The organism is Lentzea sp. NPDC055074 (genome assembly GCF_053608005.1).
Window position 1 is genome coordinate 458,901 of record NZ_JBSGUQ010000001.1, and the last position, 17,688, is coordinate 476,588.

The following is a 17,688-nucleotide window of genomic DNA, read 5'->3' on the forward strand; positions in this document are numbered from 1 at the left end:
ACGCGTTTCACCTACTGACAAGCCTCCGACAAGGCCTTGATCGAGGCAACGTCGCGGCACCCCACGAGCAGCGTCGTGACGCCCGCCTTCTCCCACCGGCGGACCTCCTCGCGCACGTGCTCGGCGTTCCCGACGATGCTGATCTCGGCCACGAGCTCGTCCGGGACCACCTGCGCCGCCTCGTCCTTGCGCCCGGCCTGGAAGAGCCTGCCGATGTCCTCGACGACCTCGCCGTAGCCCATGCGCGTGAACACCTCGGCGTGGAAGTTCATGCCGGGCGCGCCCATTCCGCCGATGTACAAAGCGACGAACGGCTTCAGCATGGCCCGCACCGACGCCGGATCGTCCGTGACGACGACCTGGCAGGTGGCCGCGACCTCGAAGTTCTCCCTGCTGCGGCCCGACTTCGCGAAACCCTGGTCAAGCCACTCGTTGTACATGTCCGCGAGCCGCGGCGCGTAGTAGATCGCGAGCCACCCGTCCGCGATCTCCGACGTCAGCGCGACGTTCTTCGGACCCTCCGCGCCGAGCCAGATGGGCAGGTCAGCGCGCAACGGATGGGTGATGGGCCTCAACGGTTTGCCGAGCCCCAGCGCACCGGGCCCCTGATACGGCAACGGGTAGTGCGGGCCGTCGTTGCGCACCGGCGCCTCGCGGGCCATCACCTGACGCAGGATCGACACGTACTCCCTGGTCCTGGCCAGGGGTTTCGCGAACGGCCGCCCGTACCAGCCCTCCACGACCTGCGGTCCGGACACCCCGAGCCCGAGGACGAACCGCCCGCCGGAGAGGTGGTCCAGTGTCAGCGCGTGCATCGCGCAGGCGGCCGGCGTCCGCGCCGACATCTGCACGACGGACGTGCCGAGCCGCACCCTCGAGGTCTCGGATCCCCACCACGCCAACGGGGTGAACGCGTCCGATCCCCACGCCTCCGCGGCGAACACCGCGTCGAAGCCGAACTCCTCCGCCGCCGCCACGAGTTCGGCGGCGTTCAGGGGCGGCTGAGCACCCCAGTACCCGAGCTGCAGACCGAGCTTCATGCCCCTCATCTTGCCACCATTTCGAGAACCTGTTTCACTTTGATCTGTGACTCGGCCGCTGAGTGCTCCGCTCGACGTTGGCTTCGACTACACGCGCTCCCTCGGCCCGACGCTGGGCCGGTTCCTCTCGGATCTCCGCCGCCGCAAGGTGACCGGGATCCGCGGCAGCGACGGGCGCGTGCACGTGCCGCCGCTCGAGTACGACCCCGTGACCGCCGAACGGCTCCACGAGTTCGTGGACGTGACGGCCACCGGTGTCGTGCGCGGGTGGTCGTGGATTCCCGAGCCCCTCGAGGGACAGCCGCTCGACCGGCCGTTCGCGTGGGCGCTGATCCAGCTCGACGGCGCGGACACCTCGCTGCTGCACGCCGTCGACGCCGGGTCGCCGGACCAGATCTCGACCGGCGCGCGCGTGCGGGTGCGATGGCGCGGCGAACGGGTCGGGGCCATCACCGACATCGAGTGCTTCGAGATCTCCGACGAGCCCGCCGACGACCCGGTCGACGCGGAGGCCGTCACGATGGTGACGACGCCGGTGAACCTGCACTACACGCACTCGGCGTCGCCGACGGAGGACCCGTTCCTCCGCGGTCTCATGGAGGGCAGGCTGCTCGGCCAGCGTTGCCCGGTGTGCGAGAAGGTCTACTTCCCGCCACGCCCGGCGTGCCCTGTGGACGGTGTGCCGACAACAGAGCAGATCGAGCTCGGCGACCGCGGCACGATCACGACGTACTGCGTGGTCAACGTGCCGTTCCTCGGCCAGCGCATCCCACCGCCGTACGTCTCGGCGTACGTCCTGCTGGACGGCGCGGACATCCCGTTCCTGCACCTGCTGCTCGGCGTGGCGCCCGAGGACGTCCGGATGGGCATGCGCGTGGAGGCGGTCTGGAAGCCGCGCGAGGAGTGGGGCCCGACGATGCAGAACATCGACCACTTCAGGCCGTCCGACGAGCCGGACGCGCCGTTCGACTCCTACTCCCAGCACCTGTGAGGCTCGCGTGCGTGACATTGCGGTAGTCGGCTTCGCGCAGACGCCCTGCGTGCGCGAGACCGACGGCACCACCAACGGTGTCGAGATGCTGGTGCCGATCTTCCACGAGGTGCTCGGCGGCCTCGGGCTCACCAAGACCGACATCGGTTTCTGGTGCTCGGGCTCCTCGGACTACCTGGCGGGACGCGCGTTCTCGTTCGTCTCGGCGGTCGACGCGATCGGCGCCTTCCCGCCGATCGTCGAGTCGCACGTCGAGATGGACGCCGCGTGGGCGCTCTACGAGGCGTGGGTGAAGCTGCTCTGCGGCGAGATCGACACCGCGCTCGTCTACGGCTTCGGCAAGTCGTCCGCCGGCCAGCTGCGCCGGGTCATGGCGATGCAGCTCGACCCCTACCTCGTCACTCCACTGTGGCCGGACTCGCTCGGCCTCGCCGGGATCCAGGCGCGGATGGGCATCGAGAACGGCCTGTGGGACGAACGCGCGATGGCCGCCGTGGCCGCGCAGAGCCGTTCCCACGCGCTGTCGAACCCCCTCGCCCAGCTCTCCGGTGAGGTCGACGCGGACGACCTGTTGTCCTTGCCGTACGTCGCGGACCCGTTGCGGCGCCACGACTGCGCCCCGATCACGGACGGCGCGGCCACGATCGTGCTCGCCGCCGGGGATCGTGCGCGCGAGCTGTGCGAACGTCCGGCGTGGATCACCGGCTTCGAGCACCGCACCGACTCGCCGTCGTTCGGCACGCGCGACCTGACGACCTCGCCGTCGGCCGTGGCCGCGGGCAAGGCGGCGGGCGCGGACGGCGTCCAGGTGGCCGAGTTGCACGCGCCGTTCACCCACCAGGAACTCCTGCTGCGCCAGGCGCTCGGACTCGGCGACGACGTGACCGTCAACCCGTCCGGCGGAGTGCTGGCCGGCAACCCGATGTTCGCCGCGGGTCTGGCGCGCATCGGTGAGGCGGCCCGCAGGATCCACGACGGCTCGGCTCAGAAGGTCCTCGGGCACGCCACCAGCGGGCCCTTGCTCCAGCAGAACCTCGTCTGCGTCATGGAAGGGCGTGAGTGATGCGACCGGCAGCAGTGGTCGGCACCGGCCAGACGCACCACGCCGCGAAACGGCTCGACGTCTCGATGGCGGGCCTGTGCCGCGAGGCGATCGACCGCGCGATGGCTGACGCCGGCGTGGACTGGTCCGACATCGACGCCGTCGTCCTCGGCAAGGCACCGGACCTGTTCGAGGGCGTGATGATGCCCGAGCTGTTCCTGGCCGACGCCCTGGGCGCGGTCGGGAAACCGTTGCTGCGCGTGCACACAGCCGGTTCGGTCGGCGGCAGCACGGGCAACGTGGCCGCGTCGCTCGTCCAGTCCGGCGTCCACGACCGCGTGCTGGCCGTGGCGTTCGAGAAGCAGTCCGAGTCGAACGCGATGTGGGCGCTGTCCGTGCCGACCCCGTTCACCATGCCGGTGCACGCGGGCGCGGGCGGCTACTTCGCGCCGCACGTGCGGTCCTACATCCGCCGGGCGAGCGCTCCCGAGCACATCGGCGCGATGGTCGCCGCCAAGGACCGCCGCAACGGCGCTCGCAATCCCTACGCGCATCTCAAGCAGCCGGACATCACCGTCGAGTCGGTGCAGGCCTCCACGATGCTGTGGGACCCGATCCGGTACGACGAGACGTGTCCCTCCTCGGACGGCGCCTGTGCGGTGGTGATCAGTGCGGAACCCACGTCGGGCCAGGCCGCCTGGATCCGCGCGACCGCGATGCGCACCGAGCCGACGACGTTCGCCGGACGCGACCAGGTCAACCCGCAGGCGGGCCAGGACGCCGCCAGGGCGTTGTGGAGGCAGGCGGGCATCACCGACCCGCTGTCCGAAGTGGACGCCGCCGAGATCTACGTGCCGTTCTCGTGGTTCGAGCCGATGTGGCTCGAGAACCTGGGGTTCACCGACATCGGCCAGGGCTGGAAGCTCACCGAGGCGGGCGAGACCGAGATCGGCGGCCGTCTCCCGGTGAACCCGAGCGGCGGCGTGCTGTCGTCCAACCCGATCGGCGCCTCCGGTCTGCTGCGCTTCGCCGAAGCAGCGATGCAGGTCATGGGGACCGCGGGAGAGCACCAGGTGGACGGCGCGCGGGTGGCGCTGGGTCACGCGTACGGCGGTGGGTCGCAGTTCTTCGCCATGTGGGTCGTCGGATCGGAGAAGCCGTGAAGTTCACCGTGGGCATCGCCATGAGCCCGCTCGACCAGCTGACCGAGCTGGCGAAGTGCGCCGAGGAGTGCGGCTACGCCTCGATCGCGCTGCCGGACTCCCTCTTCTTCTCGGAGAAGGTCTCCGCCGACTACCCGTACACCCCCGACGGCTCCCGGATGTGGAACGCCGAGACGCCGTGGGTGGACCCGTTCGTCGCCGCCGCCGCGATGGGCGCGGTGACGTCGAGGATCAACTTCTACACGCAGGTGCTGAAACTGGGCTCCCGCAACCCGTTGCTGCTCGCCCGCCAGGTCGGGTCGGTCGCGCACATGACCGGCAACCGGTTCGGCTTCGGCGTCGGCCTCGGCTGGTCGCCGGAGGAGTTCGAGTGGTGCGGTGTGCCGTTCAAGAACCGCGGCGCGCGCGTGGACGAGATGATCGACGTGCTGAAGCTGGTGCTGGGCGGCGGGATGGTCGAGTACCACGGCGACTACTTCGACTTCGACCGGCTGCAGATGTCGCCGGCGCCCACGTCGCCGGTGCCGTTCTACGTCGGTGGCCACTCCCCCGCGGCGTTGAAGCGCGCCGCCCGCGTCGGGGACGGGTGGACGTCGGCGATGATCAAGTTCGACGAGCTGAAGTCCGTCGTCGCGACGCTCGACGACCTGGGCGCGTTCGAGCGGCCGTTCGAGATCCAGGCCGTGTGCATCGACCGGTTCGGTCTCGACGGGTACAAGCAGCTGGCCGAGGCCGGCGTGACGGACACGATCGTGGTGCCGTGGCTGTTCTACGGCGTCGGGTTCGACGGCAGCCTGCAGGCCAAGAAGGACGGACTTCGGCGCTTCGCCGACGAGGTGATCGGAGAGTTCGCGTGACAGCAGTGACCTGGACGGCGTCCAAGACCGAGACCCCGGCCCGCGTGGCGTCCTGGCGCTCCATGGAGGCCGTGTCGGGCGGCAGGAAGGACGAGTGGCTCGCCCTGTTCGCCGAGGACGCGGTGGTCGAGGACCCGGTGGGCCCGTCGATGTTCGACAGCGAGGGCAAGGGCCACCACGGCAAGGAGGCGATCGCCGCGTTCTGGGACCTGGCGATCGCGAACGTGGAGCGCTTCGAGTTCGCGATGCACGACTCGTTCGCGGCGGGCTCGGAGTGCGCGAACGTCGGCACGATCAGCGCGTTCCTGCCCGGTGGCGCGCGTGTGGACACCGAGGGCGTGTTCGTCTACAACGTCGGCGAGGACGGCCTGATCAAGTCGATGCGGGCGTTCTGGGAGACCGAACGCGCGCTGGCGACCTTGCGCGTCGAGGCCTGACCCGCACACAGCATGAGGCCCCTCCATCCGCAGGTGGAGGGGCCTCAGTCGTCTTCTAGGAGTACTGGACGCGGAACTCCTTGATGCCGTTGAGCCAGCCGGACCGCAGCCGCCGCGGTTCCGCGACCTGCTTGATGTTCGGCATGGCGTCCGCGATCGCGTTGAAGATCAGGTCGATCTCCAGGCGGGCGAGGTTCGCGCCGATGCAGAAGTGCGCGCCGCTGCCGCCGAACCCGAGGTGCGGGTTGGGGTCGCGGGTGATGTCGAAGGTCTCCGGCGCCTCGAAGACCTCCTCGTCGAAGTTCGCCGACGAGTAGAACATCCCGACCCGTTGCCCCTGCTTGATCTCGACGCCGCTCAGTTCGGTGTCGGCCATCGCGGTGCGCTGGAACGACACGACCGGCGTGGCCCACCGGACGATCTCGTCACCGGTCGTGGTGGGGCGCTGGTCCTTGTAGAGTTCCCACTGCTCGGGGTGGTCGAAGAACGCCTTCATGCCGTGCGTGATGGCGTTGCGCGTGGTCTCGTTGCCCGCTACGGCGAGCAGCAGCACGAAGAACCCGAACTCCTCCGACGCGAGCCCGGCGCCGTCCACGTCGGCCTGGACGAGCTTGGTGACGATGTCCTGGCGCGGGCACTTGCGGCGGTCCTCGGCCATCGTCCACGAGTAGCCGAGCAGCTCCGTGGCGGCGGTCAGCGGTTCGATCTCGAACTCGGGGTCGTCGTAGGCGATCATCTGGTTCGACCAGTCGAAGATCTTGCGGCGGTCGTCCTGCGGGATGCCGATCAGCTCCGCGATGGCCTGCAACGGCAGCTCGCACGCGACGTCGGAGACGAAGTCGCCGCTGCCCTTCTCCAGCGCCTCGGCCACGATCCGTTCGGCACGGGAGGCGAGCGCCTCCCGCAGGCTGTTCACCGCGCGGGGCGTGAAGCCGCGCGAGACGATCGCGCGCTGTTTGGTGTGCGTCGGCGGGTCCATGTTCAGCAACAACAGCCGCTGCATCTCGATGTTGTCGCGCGGCATGTCCTCCTTGAACCGGATGATCGCCGTGTTCTCGCGACTGGAGAACAGATCGCTGTTGCGCGAGACCTCCTTGACGTCGTGGTGCTTCGTCACCACCCAGAAGCCGTCGTCGGGGAACCCGGCCGATCCCTGCGGGATCGAGTTCCACCAGATCGGCGCGGTCTGGCGCAGTTCGGCGAACTCCTCGAACGGCAGCCGGCTCGCGTACATGTCGGGGTCGGTGAAGTCGAAGCCTTCCGGGATGCGCGGCTTGCTCACAGGCACCTCCTAGGTGGAACGCGTTCTATCCGATTCAAACACGGTTGCGGCTTGTGTTGAAGCCCCCACACGGCCAATCTGGAGTCTTACAGGAACGTGTTCTAGTGGTGTGGCGCGGAACGTGGCCGGTGTGTTCGGGGTCAGACGGGCGGATCGGGGCGGTGCCGCGAGCCGGCCTGCCGAGCGCGGACACGCCGCCCGCGTTCCGCGTCACACCACTGGTTTCCAAGCCAAGGAGGCTCGCGTGGGCAGTCCGGTGATCGTGGGAGCGGTGCGCACGCCCATCGGCAGGCGGAACGGCTGGTTGTCCGGCCTGCACGCGGCCGAGCTCCTCGGTGCGGCACAACGAGGTCTTCTTGACAGGACCGGGCTCGATCCGTCCACCGTCGAACAGGTCATCGGCGGCACCGTCACGCAGGCGGGCGAGCAGTCGAACAACATCACCAGGACCGCCTGGCTGCACGCGGGCCTGCCGCAGACCACCGGCTGCACCACGGTCGACGCCCAGTGCGGCTCGGCCCAGCAGTCCACGCACCTCATCGCCGGGCTCATCGCGGCGGGCGCCATCGACGCCGGCATCGCGTGCGGGGTCGAGGCCATGAGCCGGGTGCCGTTGCGCAGCAACATCGGCGAGACCGGGATGCCGCGCCCCGACTCGTGGGCGATCGACCTGCCCAACCAGTTCGTGGCGGCGGAACGGGTCGCGGCCCGGCGCGGGATCGGGCGCGAGGAGGTCGACCGGTTCGGAGTCCAGTCGCAGAACCGGGCGCGGGCCGCGTGGGCGGCGGGGCGGTTCACCACCGAGGTCGTGCCGGTGAAGGTCGGCGAGGATCTGGTGGACACCGACCAGGGGCTGCGGGAGACGTCACTGGAGGCGTTGGCGGCGTTGAAGCCCGTCGTGCCGGACGGCGTGCACACCGCCGGGACGTCGTCGCAGATCTCGGACGGCGCGTCGGCCGTGATGGTCGTCGACGAGGAGTTCGCGCGGGCGCACGGGCTGACACCACGGGCCCGGATCGTCACGCAGTGCCTCGTCGGGTCGGACCCGTACTACCACCTGGACGGGCCGGTCGACGCCACCGCGCGGTTGTTGCAGCGCAGCGGAATGAAGATGGCCGACATCGACCTGTTCGAGGTCAACGAGGCGTTCGCGTCCGTCGTGCTGTCGTGGGCGGCGGTGCACCGGCCCAACCTGGACCGGGTCAACGTCAACGGCGGCGCCATCGCGATCGGTCACCCCGTGGGCAGCAGCGGCACACGGTTGATCACGACCGCGCTGCACGAGTTGGAGCGGCGGGACGCGTCCACGGCGTTGATCACCATGTGCGCGGGCGGGGCCATGGCCACCGGCACGATCATCGAACGGATCTGAGGTCCGCCGCCGGGTACGGGGTCCGCCTGCTCTCGTGCTGGAACCGGCGGTAGAAGTCCTTCATGATCGCGGCGACGTCGTTGTGGCGGTTCAGGATCGCGGCGACCCGTGGTGGAACTCCCTGCCGGCGCAGTTGGTACGCGAACCACATCACCAGGTGCGTGACGGTGTAGTAGCGGTCGTAGTCCTGGTTCTCGGCGAGGAACGCGATCTCCTCCTCGGACAGGTCGAACCGGGAGGAGATCGCGAGGCCGTAGTCCGCGAAGTACAGGCGCTCGCCGTCGGTCAGGATGTTCTGGAAGTGGCCGTCGAAGTGCAGCAGGCCGCGGGAGTTCATGAACTCCACCCCGGCCGCCATCTCGCGTTCGACCATCTCGCAAGCGCTTTCGAGGTCGTCATGGCTGTTCAGCCAGTCGTGCAGGTTGTGCGGGAAGCACTCCAGGAACAGAGCGATGCTCGCGGTGGACTCCCGCAACGCCTCGATGCGGGGCCGCACCTCCGGTCCCCAGTAGCCGACAGCCCTGTCCAGTTCCTCGGGCAGCTCCTGGGCTGAGGGCAGGACCCGCCAGTGGTACGTCAGCGGAAAGCCCTCGTGCTCACCCGTCAGCACCCAGTCCGTCGTCATGGTGTGCACGGCCAGCTCACGCCAGGCGCCGAAGCCCGCCGACCCGACCAGCCCGACGCCGTAGTGGGCGTGCACGGGCAGGTCGTAGAGGTTCGCCGTCGATCCGGCGTGCCGCAGCTCCAGGTCGGTCAGCGGCAGCCGCTTCACGAAGACCGGGATCCCGCCGACGTCCGCCAACGCCGTCGGCCCTCCGATTCCCGACCCTCTCGGCTCGGCACGGTCCACCAGCTCGGCGAGTTCGCGGTCGCTGAGCAGCGACAACGCGGCCGAGACGGTCCTGTGGGAGTCCAGACGGGTCACATGATCGAAGTTACTCTGCTCCGTAGACCGGCGTCGGGTGGTCGTCCGCCACCAGCTTGCGCACGACATCGCCCAGCTCTTCAGGCGACCACCGCGCACCCTTGTCGACCTCCGGCCCGCGCCGCCACCCGTGCACGACGCAGACGCGCCCGCCGTCGACCTCGAACATCCGGCCGGTCACGTCCCCGGCCTCCTCGCTGCCGAGCCACACGACCAGCGGCGAGACGTTCTCCGGGGCCATCGCGTCGAAGCCGTCCTCCGGCACCGCCATCATGTCCGCGAACGTCGCCTCGGTCATCCGGGTGCGCGCGGCGGGGGCGATCGCGTTGACGGTGACCCCGTACCGGGCCAGTTCGGCGGCCGCGACCAGCGTCAGCGACGCGATGCCCGCCTTGGCCGCCGAGTAGTTCGCCTGCCCGACGCTGCCGAAGAGCCCCGCGCCGGACGACGTGTTGATCACCCGGCCGCTGACGGCACCCCCGGCCTTGTGCACGGACCGCCAGTGCGCGGCTGCGTGGTGCAGCGTCGCGAAGTGGCCTTTGAGGTGGACGCGGACGACCTCGTCCCACTCGTCCTCGCTGCACCCGACGACCATGCGGTCCCGCACGATGCCGGCGTTGTTGACGAGCACGTCCAGCCCGCCGAACTCCGACACGGCGGTCTCGACCAGCCGTCGCGCGCCCGCCCAGGTGCCGACGTCGTCGGTGTTGACGACGGCCCGCGGCCCGATCAGCTCCGCGACCTCGCCCGCGACCGCCGCCGACAGGTCGTTCACCACGACCCTCGCCCCGGTAGCGCCGAACGCCAGCGCGTGGGCCCGGCCGATCCCCCGCCCCGCCCCCGTCACGATCACGACCCGGCTCATGAAGATCCCCCATCGGCTGCGGTCAGGAACGCGGGCTTCTCTCCCCCGCCATGGACGACCAAGGTCGCGCCGCTCACGTAGGACGCCAGCGGTGAAGCCAGGAACACGGCACACGCGCCGACCTCGTCCGGTGACGCGAGACGCCCCAAGGGCACCGTCTTCGCCACGGCCTCGATCCCGGCTTCGGAGCCGTAGTGCAGATGCGACTGTTCGGTCCGCACCATGCCCACGGCCAGTGCGTTGACCCGCACCTTCGGCGCCCACTCCACGGCCAGCGACGACGTCAGGTTGTCGAGACCGGCCTTGGCGGCACCGTAAGCGGCGGTCCCGGGCGACGGACGGCGTCCGCTCACGCTGCTCACGTTCACGATCGACCCGCCGGACGCCTGCGCCTGCATCACGGCGTTCGCCGCCTGGGACACCAGCAACGGCGCCAGCAGGTTCAGCTCGACGATCTTGGAGTGGAACCGCGGCGAAGCCTTGTCCGCCAACGCGAACGGCGCTCCACCCGCGTTGTTCACCACGACGTCGAGACGGCCGTGAGAGGCGACGATCCCGGACACCAGCGCGTCCACCTGCTCGGTGTCCCGCACGTCACACGGCACGAACGACGCGCCCTCGACCTCAGCGGGCCGGCGCGCACACGTCACGACGACCGCCCCGGCGGCGAGGAACGCACGGGTGATGCCGAGACCGACACCCCGAACGCCGCCCGTCACGAGGACCACTGCTCCGTCGAGGTCCAGTTCCACAAGCACCTACCCCGGTCGCTCCGGCACTGCTAAGTTACCAAGCAATCGCTTGGTTCGGAAGGCGGCTCCATGGGAATCTCCAGCAGCCACACCGAAAACGGCATCATCGAGGTCACCGTCGACTATCCCCCGGTCAACGCCATCCCGTCGCAGGGCTGGTTCGAGCTGGCCAAGGCCGTCACGGCCGCGGGTGAGGACCCGGAGGCGCGGGTGGTGATCCTGAGGGCCGAGAACCGCGGCTTCTGCGCGGGCGTCGACCTCAAGGAGATCCAGCGCGCCGAGGGCTACAACGCGCTCGTGGCGGCCAATCGGGGGTGCGCCAAGGCTTTCGCGGCCGTGTACGACTGCGAGGTCCCTGTGATCGCCGCGGTGAACGGCTTCTGCCTCGGTGGCGGCGTGGGACTGGTGGGCAACGCGGACATCATCGTCGCGTCCGACGACGCCACGTTCGGGCTGCCCGAGGTCGACCGAGGGGCGTTGGGCGCGGCCACGCACCTCACCCGGCTCGTCCCGCAACACCTCATGCGGACCCTGTACTACACGGCGCGCAACGTCAGCGCGCAAACCCTGCACCACCACGGCAGTGTGGTCGAGGTCGTGCCCCGCGCGCGGCTCGACGACGCGGCCCGCGAGATCGCCGAGGAGATCGCGAAGAAGGACACGTCGGTGATCCGCGCGGCCAAGGAGGCCATCAACGGCATCGACCCGCAGCGCGTGCACCAGAGCTACCGCTTCGAGCAGGGCTTCACCTTCGAGCTGAACCTCACCGGTGTGTCGGACCACGCCCGGCAGACCTTCCTGGACGGAAACCATGCGCGACAAGCGAATGACAGCTGACGAGGTCGTCGGCGGCATCAAGGACGGGATGACCGTCGGCATCGGCGGTTGGGGCTCGCGGCGCAAGCCGATGACCCTGGTCAAAGCCCTGCTGCGGTCGCCGGTGAAGGACCTGACGGTCGTCACGTACGGCGGCGCGGACGCCGGTCTGCTGTGCGCGGCGGGCAAGGTCCGCAAGCTCGTCTACGGCTTCGTCTCACTCGACTCGATCCCGTACGACCCGTGGTTCAAACGGGCGCGCGAGACCGGCGCGATCGAGGTGCTGGAGCTGGACGAGGGCATGTTCCAGACCGGGTTGCGGGCGGCGGGCCACCGGCTGCCGTTCCTGCCGATCAGGGCGGGACTCGGGTCGGACGTGCTGAAGTACGCGCCGGAGCTCAAGACAGTGCGATCGCCGTACGACGACGGTGAGGAGCTCGTCGCCATGCCGGCGTTGAAGCTCGACGTCGCGTTGGTGCACCTCAACCGCGCGGACAAGCACGGCAACGCCCAGTACCTCGGGCCCGACCCGTACTTCGACGACCTGTTCTGCCTGGCCGCGGACCGGCGTTACGTCTCGTGCGAGCAGATCGTGGAGACGTTCGACGGACCGCCGCAGACGTTGCTGCTCAACCGGATGATGGTCGACGGCGTGGTGGAGGCGCCGGGCGGTGCGGGGTTCACGAGTTGCGTGCCCGACTACGGCCGTGACGAGGCCCTCCAACGCGAGTACGCCACCGCCGCGTCCGACCTGGAGGCCTGGCCGGAGTTCTACGAGAGGTTCCTGGGATGAGCGACATCACGCGAGCCGAAGTCTGCGTCGCGGCCTGCGCCGACCTGTTCCTCGGTGCCGGGGAGACGCTCGCCAGCCCGATGGGCCTCATCCCATCACTAGGCGCCAAACTCGCCCGCCTCACCACCGAACCGGACCTGCTGCTGAGCGACGGCGAGGCGTTCCTGCTCACGCCCGAGTCCGCCGTCGAGGGCTGGCTGCCGTACCGGAAGGTGTTCGACGTCGTCGCGCACGGCCGCCGGCACGTGGTGATGGGCGCGAACCAGGTCGACAGGTTCGGCAACCAGAACATCTCCGCGATCGGCGACCACGCGCGGCCCACCCGCCAGCTCCTCGGCTTCCGGGGCGCGCCGGGCAACACCGTCAACCACCGCACCAGCTACTGGGTGCCGCGGCACAGCACGCGCGTTCTCGTCGAGGCCGTGGACGTGGTGTCCGGCGTCGGCTACGACAGGGCCGCCGGGCCGTTCCACGACGTCCACCGCGTCGTCACGAACCTGGCCGTGCTCGGCTTCGACACCCCGGACCACTCGATGCGCATCCTCTCCGTGCACCCCGGGGTGTCGGTCGACGAGGTGCGGAAGCAGACGTCGTTCCCGCTCGTGGCCGAGGACGTGGTCGAGACCCGGCTCCCGACCGACGAGGAGCTCGAGCTGATCAGGACGAAGCTCGATCCGGGTGGCAAGCGGGACAAGGAGGTTCCGTCGTGAGGACCGCGCTGACGGATCTGGTCGGCGTGCGGCACCCGGTCGTGCAGACCGGGATGGGCTGGGTCGCGGGGCCACGGCTGGTGTCCGCGACCGCCGAGGCGGGCGGGCTCGGCATCCTCGCCTCGGCCACCATGACCTACCCGGAGCTGGAAGCCGCGATCAAGGAGACCCGCTCCCGCACGACCGCGCCGTTCGGCGTGAACCTCAGGGCCGACGCGCACGACGCACCGGAGCGCATCGACCTGCTGATCCGCGAACAGGTGAAGGTCGCTTCCTTCGCGCTGGCCCCGAAACCGGACATGATCGCGAAGCTCGACGACGCCGGGGTGGTCGTCATCCCGTCGATCGGCGCGGCCCGGCACGCCGAGAAGGTCGCGAAGTGGGGCGCCCACGCGGTGATCGTCCAGGGCGGTGAGGGCGGCGGTCACACGGGCGGCGTCGCGACGACCCTGCTGCTCCCGAGCGTGCTGGACGCCGTGGACATCCCGGTGGTCGCGGCAGGGGGCTTCTTCGACGGACGGGGCCTGGCCGCCGCGCTGGCGTACGGCGCGGCGGGCATCGCGATGGGCACCCGGTTCCTGCTCACCCAGGAGAGCACGGTCCCGGACGCGGTGAAACAGGCTTACCTGCAAAGGGATCTGAACGGCACGGTCGTCACCACGCGCGTCGACGGCCTGCCGCACCGGGTCCTGCGCAGCGATCTGGTCGAGCACCTCGAGCAGTCCGGACGCGTCAGCGGCCTCGCGCGGGCCGTGACGAACGCGGCCAGGTTCCGGCAGCACACCGGGCTGAGCTGGCGCGCGATGATCCGCGAGGGCCTCGCGATGAAGCACGGCAAGGACCTCACGTGGTCGCAGGTGATCATGGCCGCGAACACGCCGATGCTGCTGCGCGCCGGCCTGGTCGAGGGCCGCACCGACGCGGGTGTGCTCGCGTCGGGCCAGGTCGCCGGACTGCTCGGCGACCTGCCGACGTGCGCGGACCTGATCGAGACGATCGTGAAGGACGCCGAGGCGGCGATCGACCGGCTCAGAGACGTTCGATGATCGTCACGTTCGCCTGACCGCCGCCCTCGCACATGGTCTGCAGCCCGTACCGGCCGCCCGTCCGCTCCAGCTCGTGCAGCAACGTCGTGAAGAGCTTCGTACCGGTCGCGCCGATCGGGTGCCCCAGGGCGAGCGCTCCCCCGTTGACGTTCACGCGGCCCAGGTCGATCTTCAGCTCCTTGGCCCACGCCAGCGCCACCGACGCGAACGCCTCGTTGATCTCGAACAGGTCGATGTCCGCAATGGACATACCGGCCCGTTCCAGCGCGTACTTCGTCGCCCGGATCGGCGCGGTCAGCATGTAGATCGGGTCGGAGCCGCGGGCGGACATGTGGTGCACACGGGCCCGCGGGGTGAGCTTGTGCTCGCGCACCGCCTGTTCCGACACCACCAGCACCGCCGAGGCGCCGTCGGAGATCTGCGACGACAACGCCGCCGTCGTCCGTCCGCCGGGCCGCAACGGCTGGAGCTTCGCCATCTTCTCCGCGCTGGTGTCCGGGCGCGGGCACTCGTCGGCCGCGACCCCGTTCACCGGCGCGATCTCGCGGTCGAACCGGCCCTCCTTGATAGCGGTGATCGCCCGCAGATGGCTCTGCAGCGCGAACTCCTCCATCTCCCGGCGCGACAGGTCCCACCGCACGGCGATCAGGTCGGCCGCGCGGAACTGGCTGACCTCCTCGTCGCCGTAGCGGTGCTGCCAGCCCTCGCAGCCCTCGAACGGGCTCACGGTCATGGCCGAGCCGATCGGCACCTGCGACATGTTCTGCACGCCGCCCGCGACGACGACGTCGGCCGTGCCGCTCATCACCGCCTGCGCCGCGAAGTGCAGCGCCTGCTGGCTCGACCCGCACTGCCGGTCGACCGTCACGCCCGGCACCTGCTCCGGGAACCCCGCGGCCAGCCAGGACGTGCGCGCGATGTCGCCGGCCTGCGGGCCGACCGTGTCCACGCAGCCGAAGATCACGTCGTCCACGTCGGTGGGATCGACGTCGACACGGTTGAGCAGCGCCGTGATCACGTGCGCGCCGAGATCCGCGGGGTGCACGTGGCTCAGCTCGCCACCACGCCTGCCCGCCGGGGTCCGCACAGCCTCGATGATGTACGCCTCGGCCACGAGGGCCCTCCTTCTACGTCCTTGCTACGTCTTGGAGTTCTTCCGGCGGCCCGTGGCGATGCCGTCGAGCAGGATCGCGAGGTACTGGTCGGCGACCGCCTCCGCCGACAGCCCGCCGTCCGGCCGGTACCACCGCACGGCCACCCACACCGTGTCGCGGATGAACCGGTACGCCACGTCGACGTCGAGGTCGGCGCGGAACACGCCCGCGCTCATGCCCTCCTCCAGCAGCACCGTCCACAGCTTGCGGAACTCCACGCTGCGGTCGTCGATGTAGGAGAACCGCTCCAGCCCGGTGAGGTGCTTGGCCTCGTTCTGGTAGATCGCGACGGCGGCGTGGCGGGTGTCGATCGCCTCGAACGACGCCACCACCAGCGCTTTCAGCGTCTGCTTCGGGCCCACGCCCGCCTCGACGACCTCGCGGTACCGCGTGAACAGCTCGTCCAGGAAGGTCCGCAGGATCTCGTCCACCATCGACTCCTTCGAGTCGAAGTGGTGGTACAGGCTGCCGGACAGGATGCCCGCCGCGTCCGCGATGTCGCGCACGGTCGTCTGCCCGTACCCGCGTTCGGCGAACATCTTCGCCGCCAACGCGAGCAGTTCCTGCCTTCTCGTGCTCACCGGTCCTACTTTCCTCACGGGTGCTGACTGCTCACCGAGACGACCTCGCCCGTCAGGTAGGACGAGTAGTCGCTGGCGAGGAACACGATCACATTCGCGACCTCCCAGGGCTCGGCGGCGCGCCCGAAAGCCTCTCGGGACGCCAGTTCCGTCAGCAACTCCTCACTGGTGACCTTGGCCAGGAACGGGTGCGCCGCCAAGCTCGGGGCGACCGCGTTCACCCGGATGCCGTGCTCGGCGACGTCCATCGCCGCGCACCTGGTCAGCGCCATGACTCCCGCTTTCGCTGCGGCGTAATGGGCTTGACCCCTCTGAGCGCGCCAGCCGATCACACTGGAGTTGTTAACGACGACACCGCTTCGTTGGACGACCATTTGGCGTAGTGCGGCCCTGGTGCAGCGGAACGTGCCGTTCAACGTGACGTCGAGGACGCGCGCCCACTCGTCGTCGGCCATGTCCAGCACGGACTTCTCGCCGCCGAGGCCGGCGTTGTTGACCATCACGTCGATGCGGCCGTAGCGCTCGACCGTCTCGTCGACGAGCCGCTGCACCTGCTCTTCGTTCGTGACGTCGCACGGGATGGCGTGCGCGGTGCCGAGGGCCTCGTGGGTCTCCTCGAGGCGGCGCTCGTGCCAGTCGCTGATGATCACGGTGGCGCCCTCTTCGAGGCAGCGCTTCGCGGTCGCGCTCCCGATGCCGGTGCCCGCCGCGGCCGTGACCACCACGATCTTGTCCCGGAGCAGGTCGTGGCCGGTCATCGGGGCAGGCCCAGGACGCGGTGGGCGATGATCTCGCGCTGGATCTCGTCGGAGCCGCCGTAGATCGTCTCCGCGCGGCTGAACAGGAACAGCCGCTGCCACTCGTTGTCGTCGATCATCGACTCGGGGCCGAGGGAGTCCATCGCGAGCTCGCCGAGCCTGCGGTGCCAGCTCCCCCAGAACAGCTTCAGCACGGACGCCTCCGGGCCCGGTTCGTCGTTCAGGGTCCTCATCGTGTGCGAGCGCATGACGTGCAGTTCGAGCCACGCCCTGGTGAGCCGCTCGTCGTCGCTGTTCGCCATGATCGCGTCGAGCTGGCGGCGGAAGCTCACCTGGTGGCCGAGCATCGCGGTGCCGCGTTCGAAGCCCAGGGTGGCCATGGCGATCTTCCAGCCCTCGCCGGGCTCGCCGACGACGTTCTCGCGTGCCGTCACGGCGCCGTCGAAGAAGACCTCGTTGAACTCGGACGTGCCGGTGAGCTGGCGGATCGGCCGCACCTCGACGCCCGGCTGGTCCATGGGCACCAACAGGTACGACAGGCCCTTGTGCCGCTGGGAGCCCGGTTCGGTGCGGCACAGCACGAAGATCCAGTCGGAGTAGTGCGCGTTCGACGTCCAGATCTTCTGACCGTTGATCACCCACCGGTCGCCTTCGAGGGTGGCTCTCGTCCGCACCGACGCGAGGTCTGAGCCCGCGCCCGGTTCCGAGTAGCCCTGGCACCACAGCTCGTCGAGCGAGCGGATCTTCGGCAGGAAGCGCGCCTTCTGCTCCGGCGTGCCGAACGCGACGAGCGTCGGCCCGAGCAGACCCTCGCCGACGATGTCGACCTTCGCCGGGGCGTCGGCCTCCGCGTACTCCTCGTGGAAGACGACCTGCTCCTCCACGCTGCGCTCGCCGGGCCAGCCGAGGCACGTCCACCCGCTCCGTGCGAGATGCCGGTGCCACCGCAGCCGCCCCTCGAACGCCTCGTGCTCGCGCCCCGGTCCACCCAGGCCGCGCAGCTCAGCGAACTCACCGACGAGGTTGGCGGACAACCATTCCCGCACCTCGCGCCGGAAGGACTCCATGGGCCATACTCTAACCTACCAAGCACTTGCTTTGGAG

General features: G+C 69.7%; 19 protein-coding genes. 10 read left to right on the forward strand and 9 right to left on the reverse strand.

From position 1 onward, the window contains the following. Window positions 1–11 precede the first annotated feature (11 nt). Window positions 12–1,040 (reverse strand): LLM class F420-dependent oxidoreductase, encoded by a 1,029-nt coding sequence (locus ACWF7A_RS02240; RefSeq protein ID WP_452248563.1) that lies wholly within the window; start codon window positions 1,038–1,040, stop codon window positions 12–14. A 46-nt stretch (window positions 1,041–1,086) separates the two neighbouring features. On the opposite strand from ACWF7A_RS02240, the gene ACWF7A_RS02245 reads away from it, so the two are divergent. From ACWF7A_RS02245 to ACWF7A_RS02265, 5 genes are read left to right on the forward strand one after another with little or no spacing between them, the layout of a single operon-like run. Then, on the forward strand, window positions 1,087–2,031 hold the full coding sequence (locus ACWF7A_RS02245) for a Zn-ribbon domain-containing OB-fold protein (RefSeq protein ID WP_452248564.1): 945 nt from the start codon (window positions 1,087–1,089) through the stop codon (window positions 2,029–2,031). A 7-nt stretch (window positions 2,032–2,038) separates the two neighbouring features. Beyond that, complete coding sequence (locus ACWF7A_RS02250) at window positions 2,039–3,094, forward strand: thiolase domain-containing protein (protein ID WP_452248565.1); 1,056 nt, start codon at window positions 2,039–2,041, stop codon at window positions 3,092–3,094. After that, window positions 3,094–4,236 carry a thiolase domain-containing protein gene (locus ACWF7A_RS02255; RefSeq protein ID WP_452248566.1) on the forward strand — a complete coding sequence of 381 codons (1,143 nt, stop codon included), beginning with the start codon at window positions 3,094–3,096 and terminating at the stop codon, window positions 4,234–4,236. The genes ACWF7A_RS02250 and ACWF7A_RS02255 overlap by 1 nt, the downstream gene beginning before the upstream one ends. Further along, window positions 4,233–5,093, forward strand: a complete 861-nt coding sequence (locus tag ACWF7A_RS02260) for a TIGR03619 family F420-dependent LLM class oxidoreductase (RefSeq protein WP_452248567.1) — start codon at window positions 4,233–4,235, stop codon at window positions 5,091–5,093. Before ACWF7A_RS02255 ends, ACWF7A_RS02260 begins: the two co-directional genes overlap by 4 nt. Further along, window positions 5,090–5,530: a nuclear transport factor 2 family protein gene (locus ACWF7A_RS02265; protein ID WP_452248568.1), complete on the forward strand. Its 441-nt coding sequence runs from the start codon at window positions 5,090–5,092 to the stop codon at window positions 5,528–5,530. Before ACWF7A_RS02260 ends, ACWF7A_RS02265 begins: the two co-directional genes overlap by 4 nt. A gap of 55 nt (window positions 5,531–5,585) precedes the next feature. Here ACWF7A_RS02265 and ACWF7A_RS02270 read toward each other — a convergent pair whose 3' ends face one another. Beyond that, a complete protein-coding gene (locus tag ACWF7A_RS02270; protein ID WP_452248569.1) occupies window positions 5,586–6,812 on the reverse strand; it encodes a cytochrome P450 in 1,227 nt (408 codons plus the stop codon). A 244-nt stretch (window positions 6,813–7,056) separates the two neighbouring features. Between ACWF7A_RS02270 and ACWF7A_RS02275 the strand changes: the two genes are divergently transcribed. Beyond that, window positions 7,057–8,184, forward strand: a complete 1,128-nt coding sequence (locus ACWF7A_RS02275) for a steroid 3-ketoacyl-CoA thiolase (RefSeq protein ID WP_452248570.1) — start codon at window positions 7,057–7,059, stop codon at window positions 8,182–8,184. On the opposite strand, the gene ACWF7A_RS02280 is transcribed toward ACWF7A_RS02275, so the two are convergent. Genes ACWF7A_RS02280 through ACWF7A_RS02290 form a run of 3 tightly spaced genes read right to left on the reverse strand, consistent with a single transcriptional unit; the run spans window position 8,168 to window position 10,732 of the window. Then, window positions 8,168–9,109 carry a hypothetical protein gene (locus ACWF7A_RS02280; protein ID WP_452248571.1) on the reverse strand — a complete coding sequence of 314 codons (942 nt, stop codon included), beginning with the start codon at window positions 9,107–9,109 and terminating at the stop codon, window positions 8,168–8,170. The genes ACWF7A_RS02275 and ACWF7A_RS02280 overlap by 17 nt on opposite strands. A gap of 10 nt (window positions 9,110–9,119) precedes the next feature. After that, a complete protein-coding gene (locus ACWF7A_RS02285) occupies window positions 9,120–9,974 on the reverse strand; it encodes an SDR family oxidoreductase (RefSeq protein WP_452248572.1) in 855 nt (284 codons plus the stop codon). Continuing rightward, complete coding sequence (locus ACWF7A_RS02290) at window positions 9,971–10,732, reverse strand: SDR family oxidoreductase (protein WP_452248573.1); 762 nt, start codon at window positions 10,730–10,732, stop codon at window positions 9,971–9,973. Before ACWF7A_RS02290 ends, ACWF7A_RS02285 begins: the two co-directional genes overlap by 4 nt. A gap of 63 nt (window positions 10,733–10,795) precedes the next feature. On the opposite strand from ACWF7A_RS02290, the gene ACWF7A_RS02295 reads away from it, so the two are divergent. From ACWF7A_RS02295 to ACWF7A_RS02310, 4 genes are read left to right on the forward strand one after another with little or no spacing between them, the layout of a single operon-like run. Then, a complete protein-coding gene (locus ACWF7A_RS02295; RefSeq protein WP_452248574.1) occupies window positions 10,796–11,563 on the forward strand; it encodes an enoyl-CoA hydratase family protein in 768 nt (255 codons plus the stop codon). Then, the gene (locus ACWF7A_RS02300) at window positions 11,538–12,335 is read left to right on the forward strand and encodes a CoA transferase subunit A (protein ID WP_452248575.1); all 798 of its coding nucleotides are present in this window, start codon (window positions 11,538–11,540) and stop codon (window positions 12,333–12,335) included. Before ACWF7A_RS02295 ends, ACWF7A_RS02300 begins: the two co-directional genes overlap by 26 nt. After that, entirely contained in the window at window positions 12,332–13,045 is a 714-nt protein-coding gene (locus ACWF7A_RS02305; protein ID WP_452248576.1) for a CoA-transferase subunit beta, read from the forward strand. Before ACWF7A_RS02300 ends, ACWF7A_RS02305 begins: the two co-directional genes overlap by 4 nt. Next, the gene (locus ACWF7A_RS02310; protein WP_452248577.1) at window positions 13,042–14,091 is read left to right on the forward strand and encodes an NAD(P)H-dependent flavin oxidoreductase; all 1,050 of its coding nucleotides are present in this window, start codon (window positions 13,042–13,044) and stop codon (window positions 14,089–14,091) included. Before ACWF7A_RS02305 ends, ACWF7A_RS02310 begins: the two co-directional genes overlap by 4 nt. Here ACWF7A_RS02310 and ACWF7A_RS02315 read toward each other — a convergent pair. Genes ACWF7A_RS02315 through ACWF7A_RS02330 form a run of 4 tightly spaced genes read right to left on the reverse strand, consistent with a single transcriptional unit; the run spans window position 14,075 to window position 17,651 of the window. Next, on the reverse strand, window positions 14,075–15,205 hold the full coding sequence (locus ACWF7A_RS02315) for an acetyl-CoA C-acetyltransferase (RefSeq protein ID WP_452248578.1): 1,131 nt from the start codon (window positions 15,203–15,205) through the stop codon (window positions 14,075–14,077). The two genes, ACWF7A_RS02310 and ACWF7A_RS02315, sit on opposite strands and share 17 nt — an antisense overlap. A gap of 24 nt (window positions 15,206–15,229) precedes the next feature. After that, on the reverse strand, window positions 15,230–15,826 hold the full coding sequence (locus ACWF7A_RS02320; RefSeq protein WP_452248579.1) for a TetR/AcrR family transcriptional regulator: 597 nt from the start codon (window positions 15,824–15,826) through the stop codon (window positions 15,230–15,232). A 14-nt stretch (window positions 15,827–15,840) separates the two neighbouring features. Then, complete coding sequence (locus ACWF7A_RS02325) at window positions 15,841–16,584, reverse strand: SDR family oxidoreductase (RefSeq protein ID WP_452248580.1); 744 nt, start codon at window positions 16,582–16,584, stop codon at window positions 15,841–15,843. After that, a complete protein-coding gene (locus ACWF7A_RS02330; protein WP_452248581.1) occupies window positions 16,581–17,651 on the reverse strand; it encodes an acyl-CoA dehydrogenase family protein in 1,071 nt (356 codons plus the stop codon). Before ACWF7A_RS02330 ends, ACWF7A_RS02325 begins: the two co-directional genes overlap by 4 nt. Window positions 17,652–17,688: the final 37 nt, after the last annotated feature.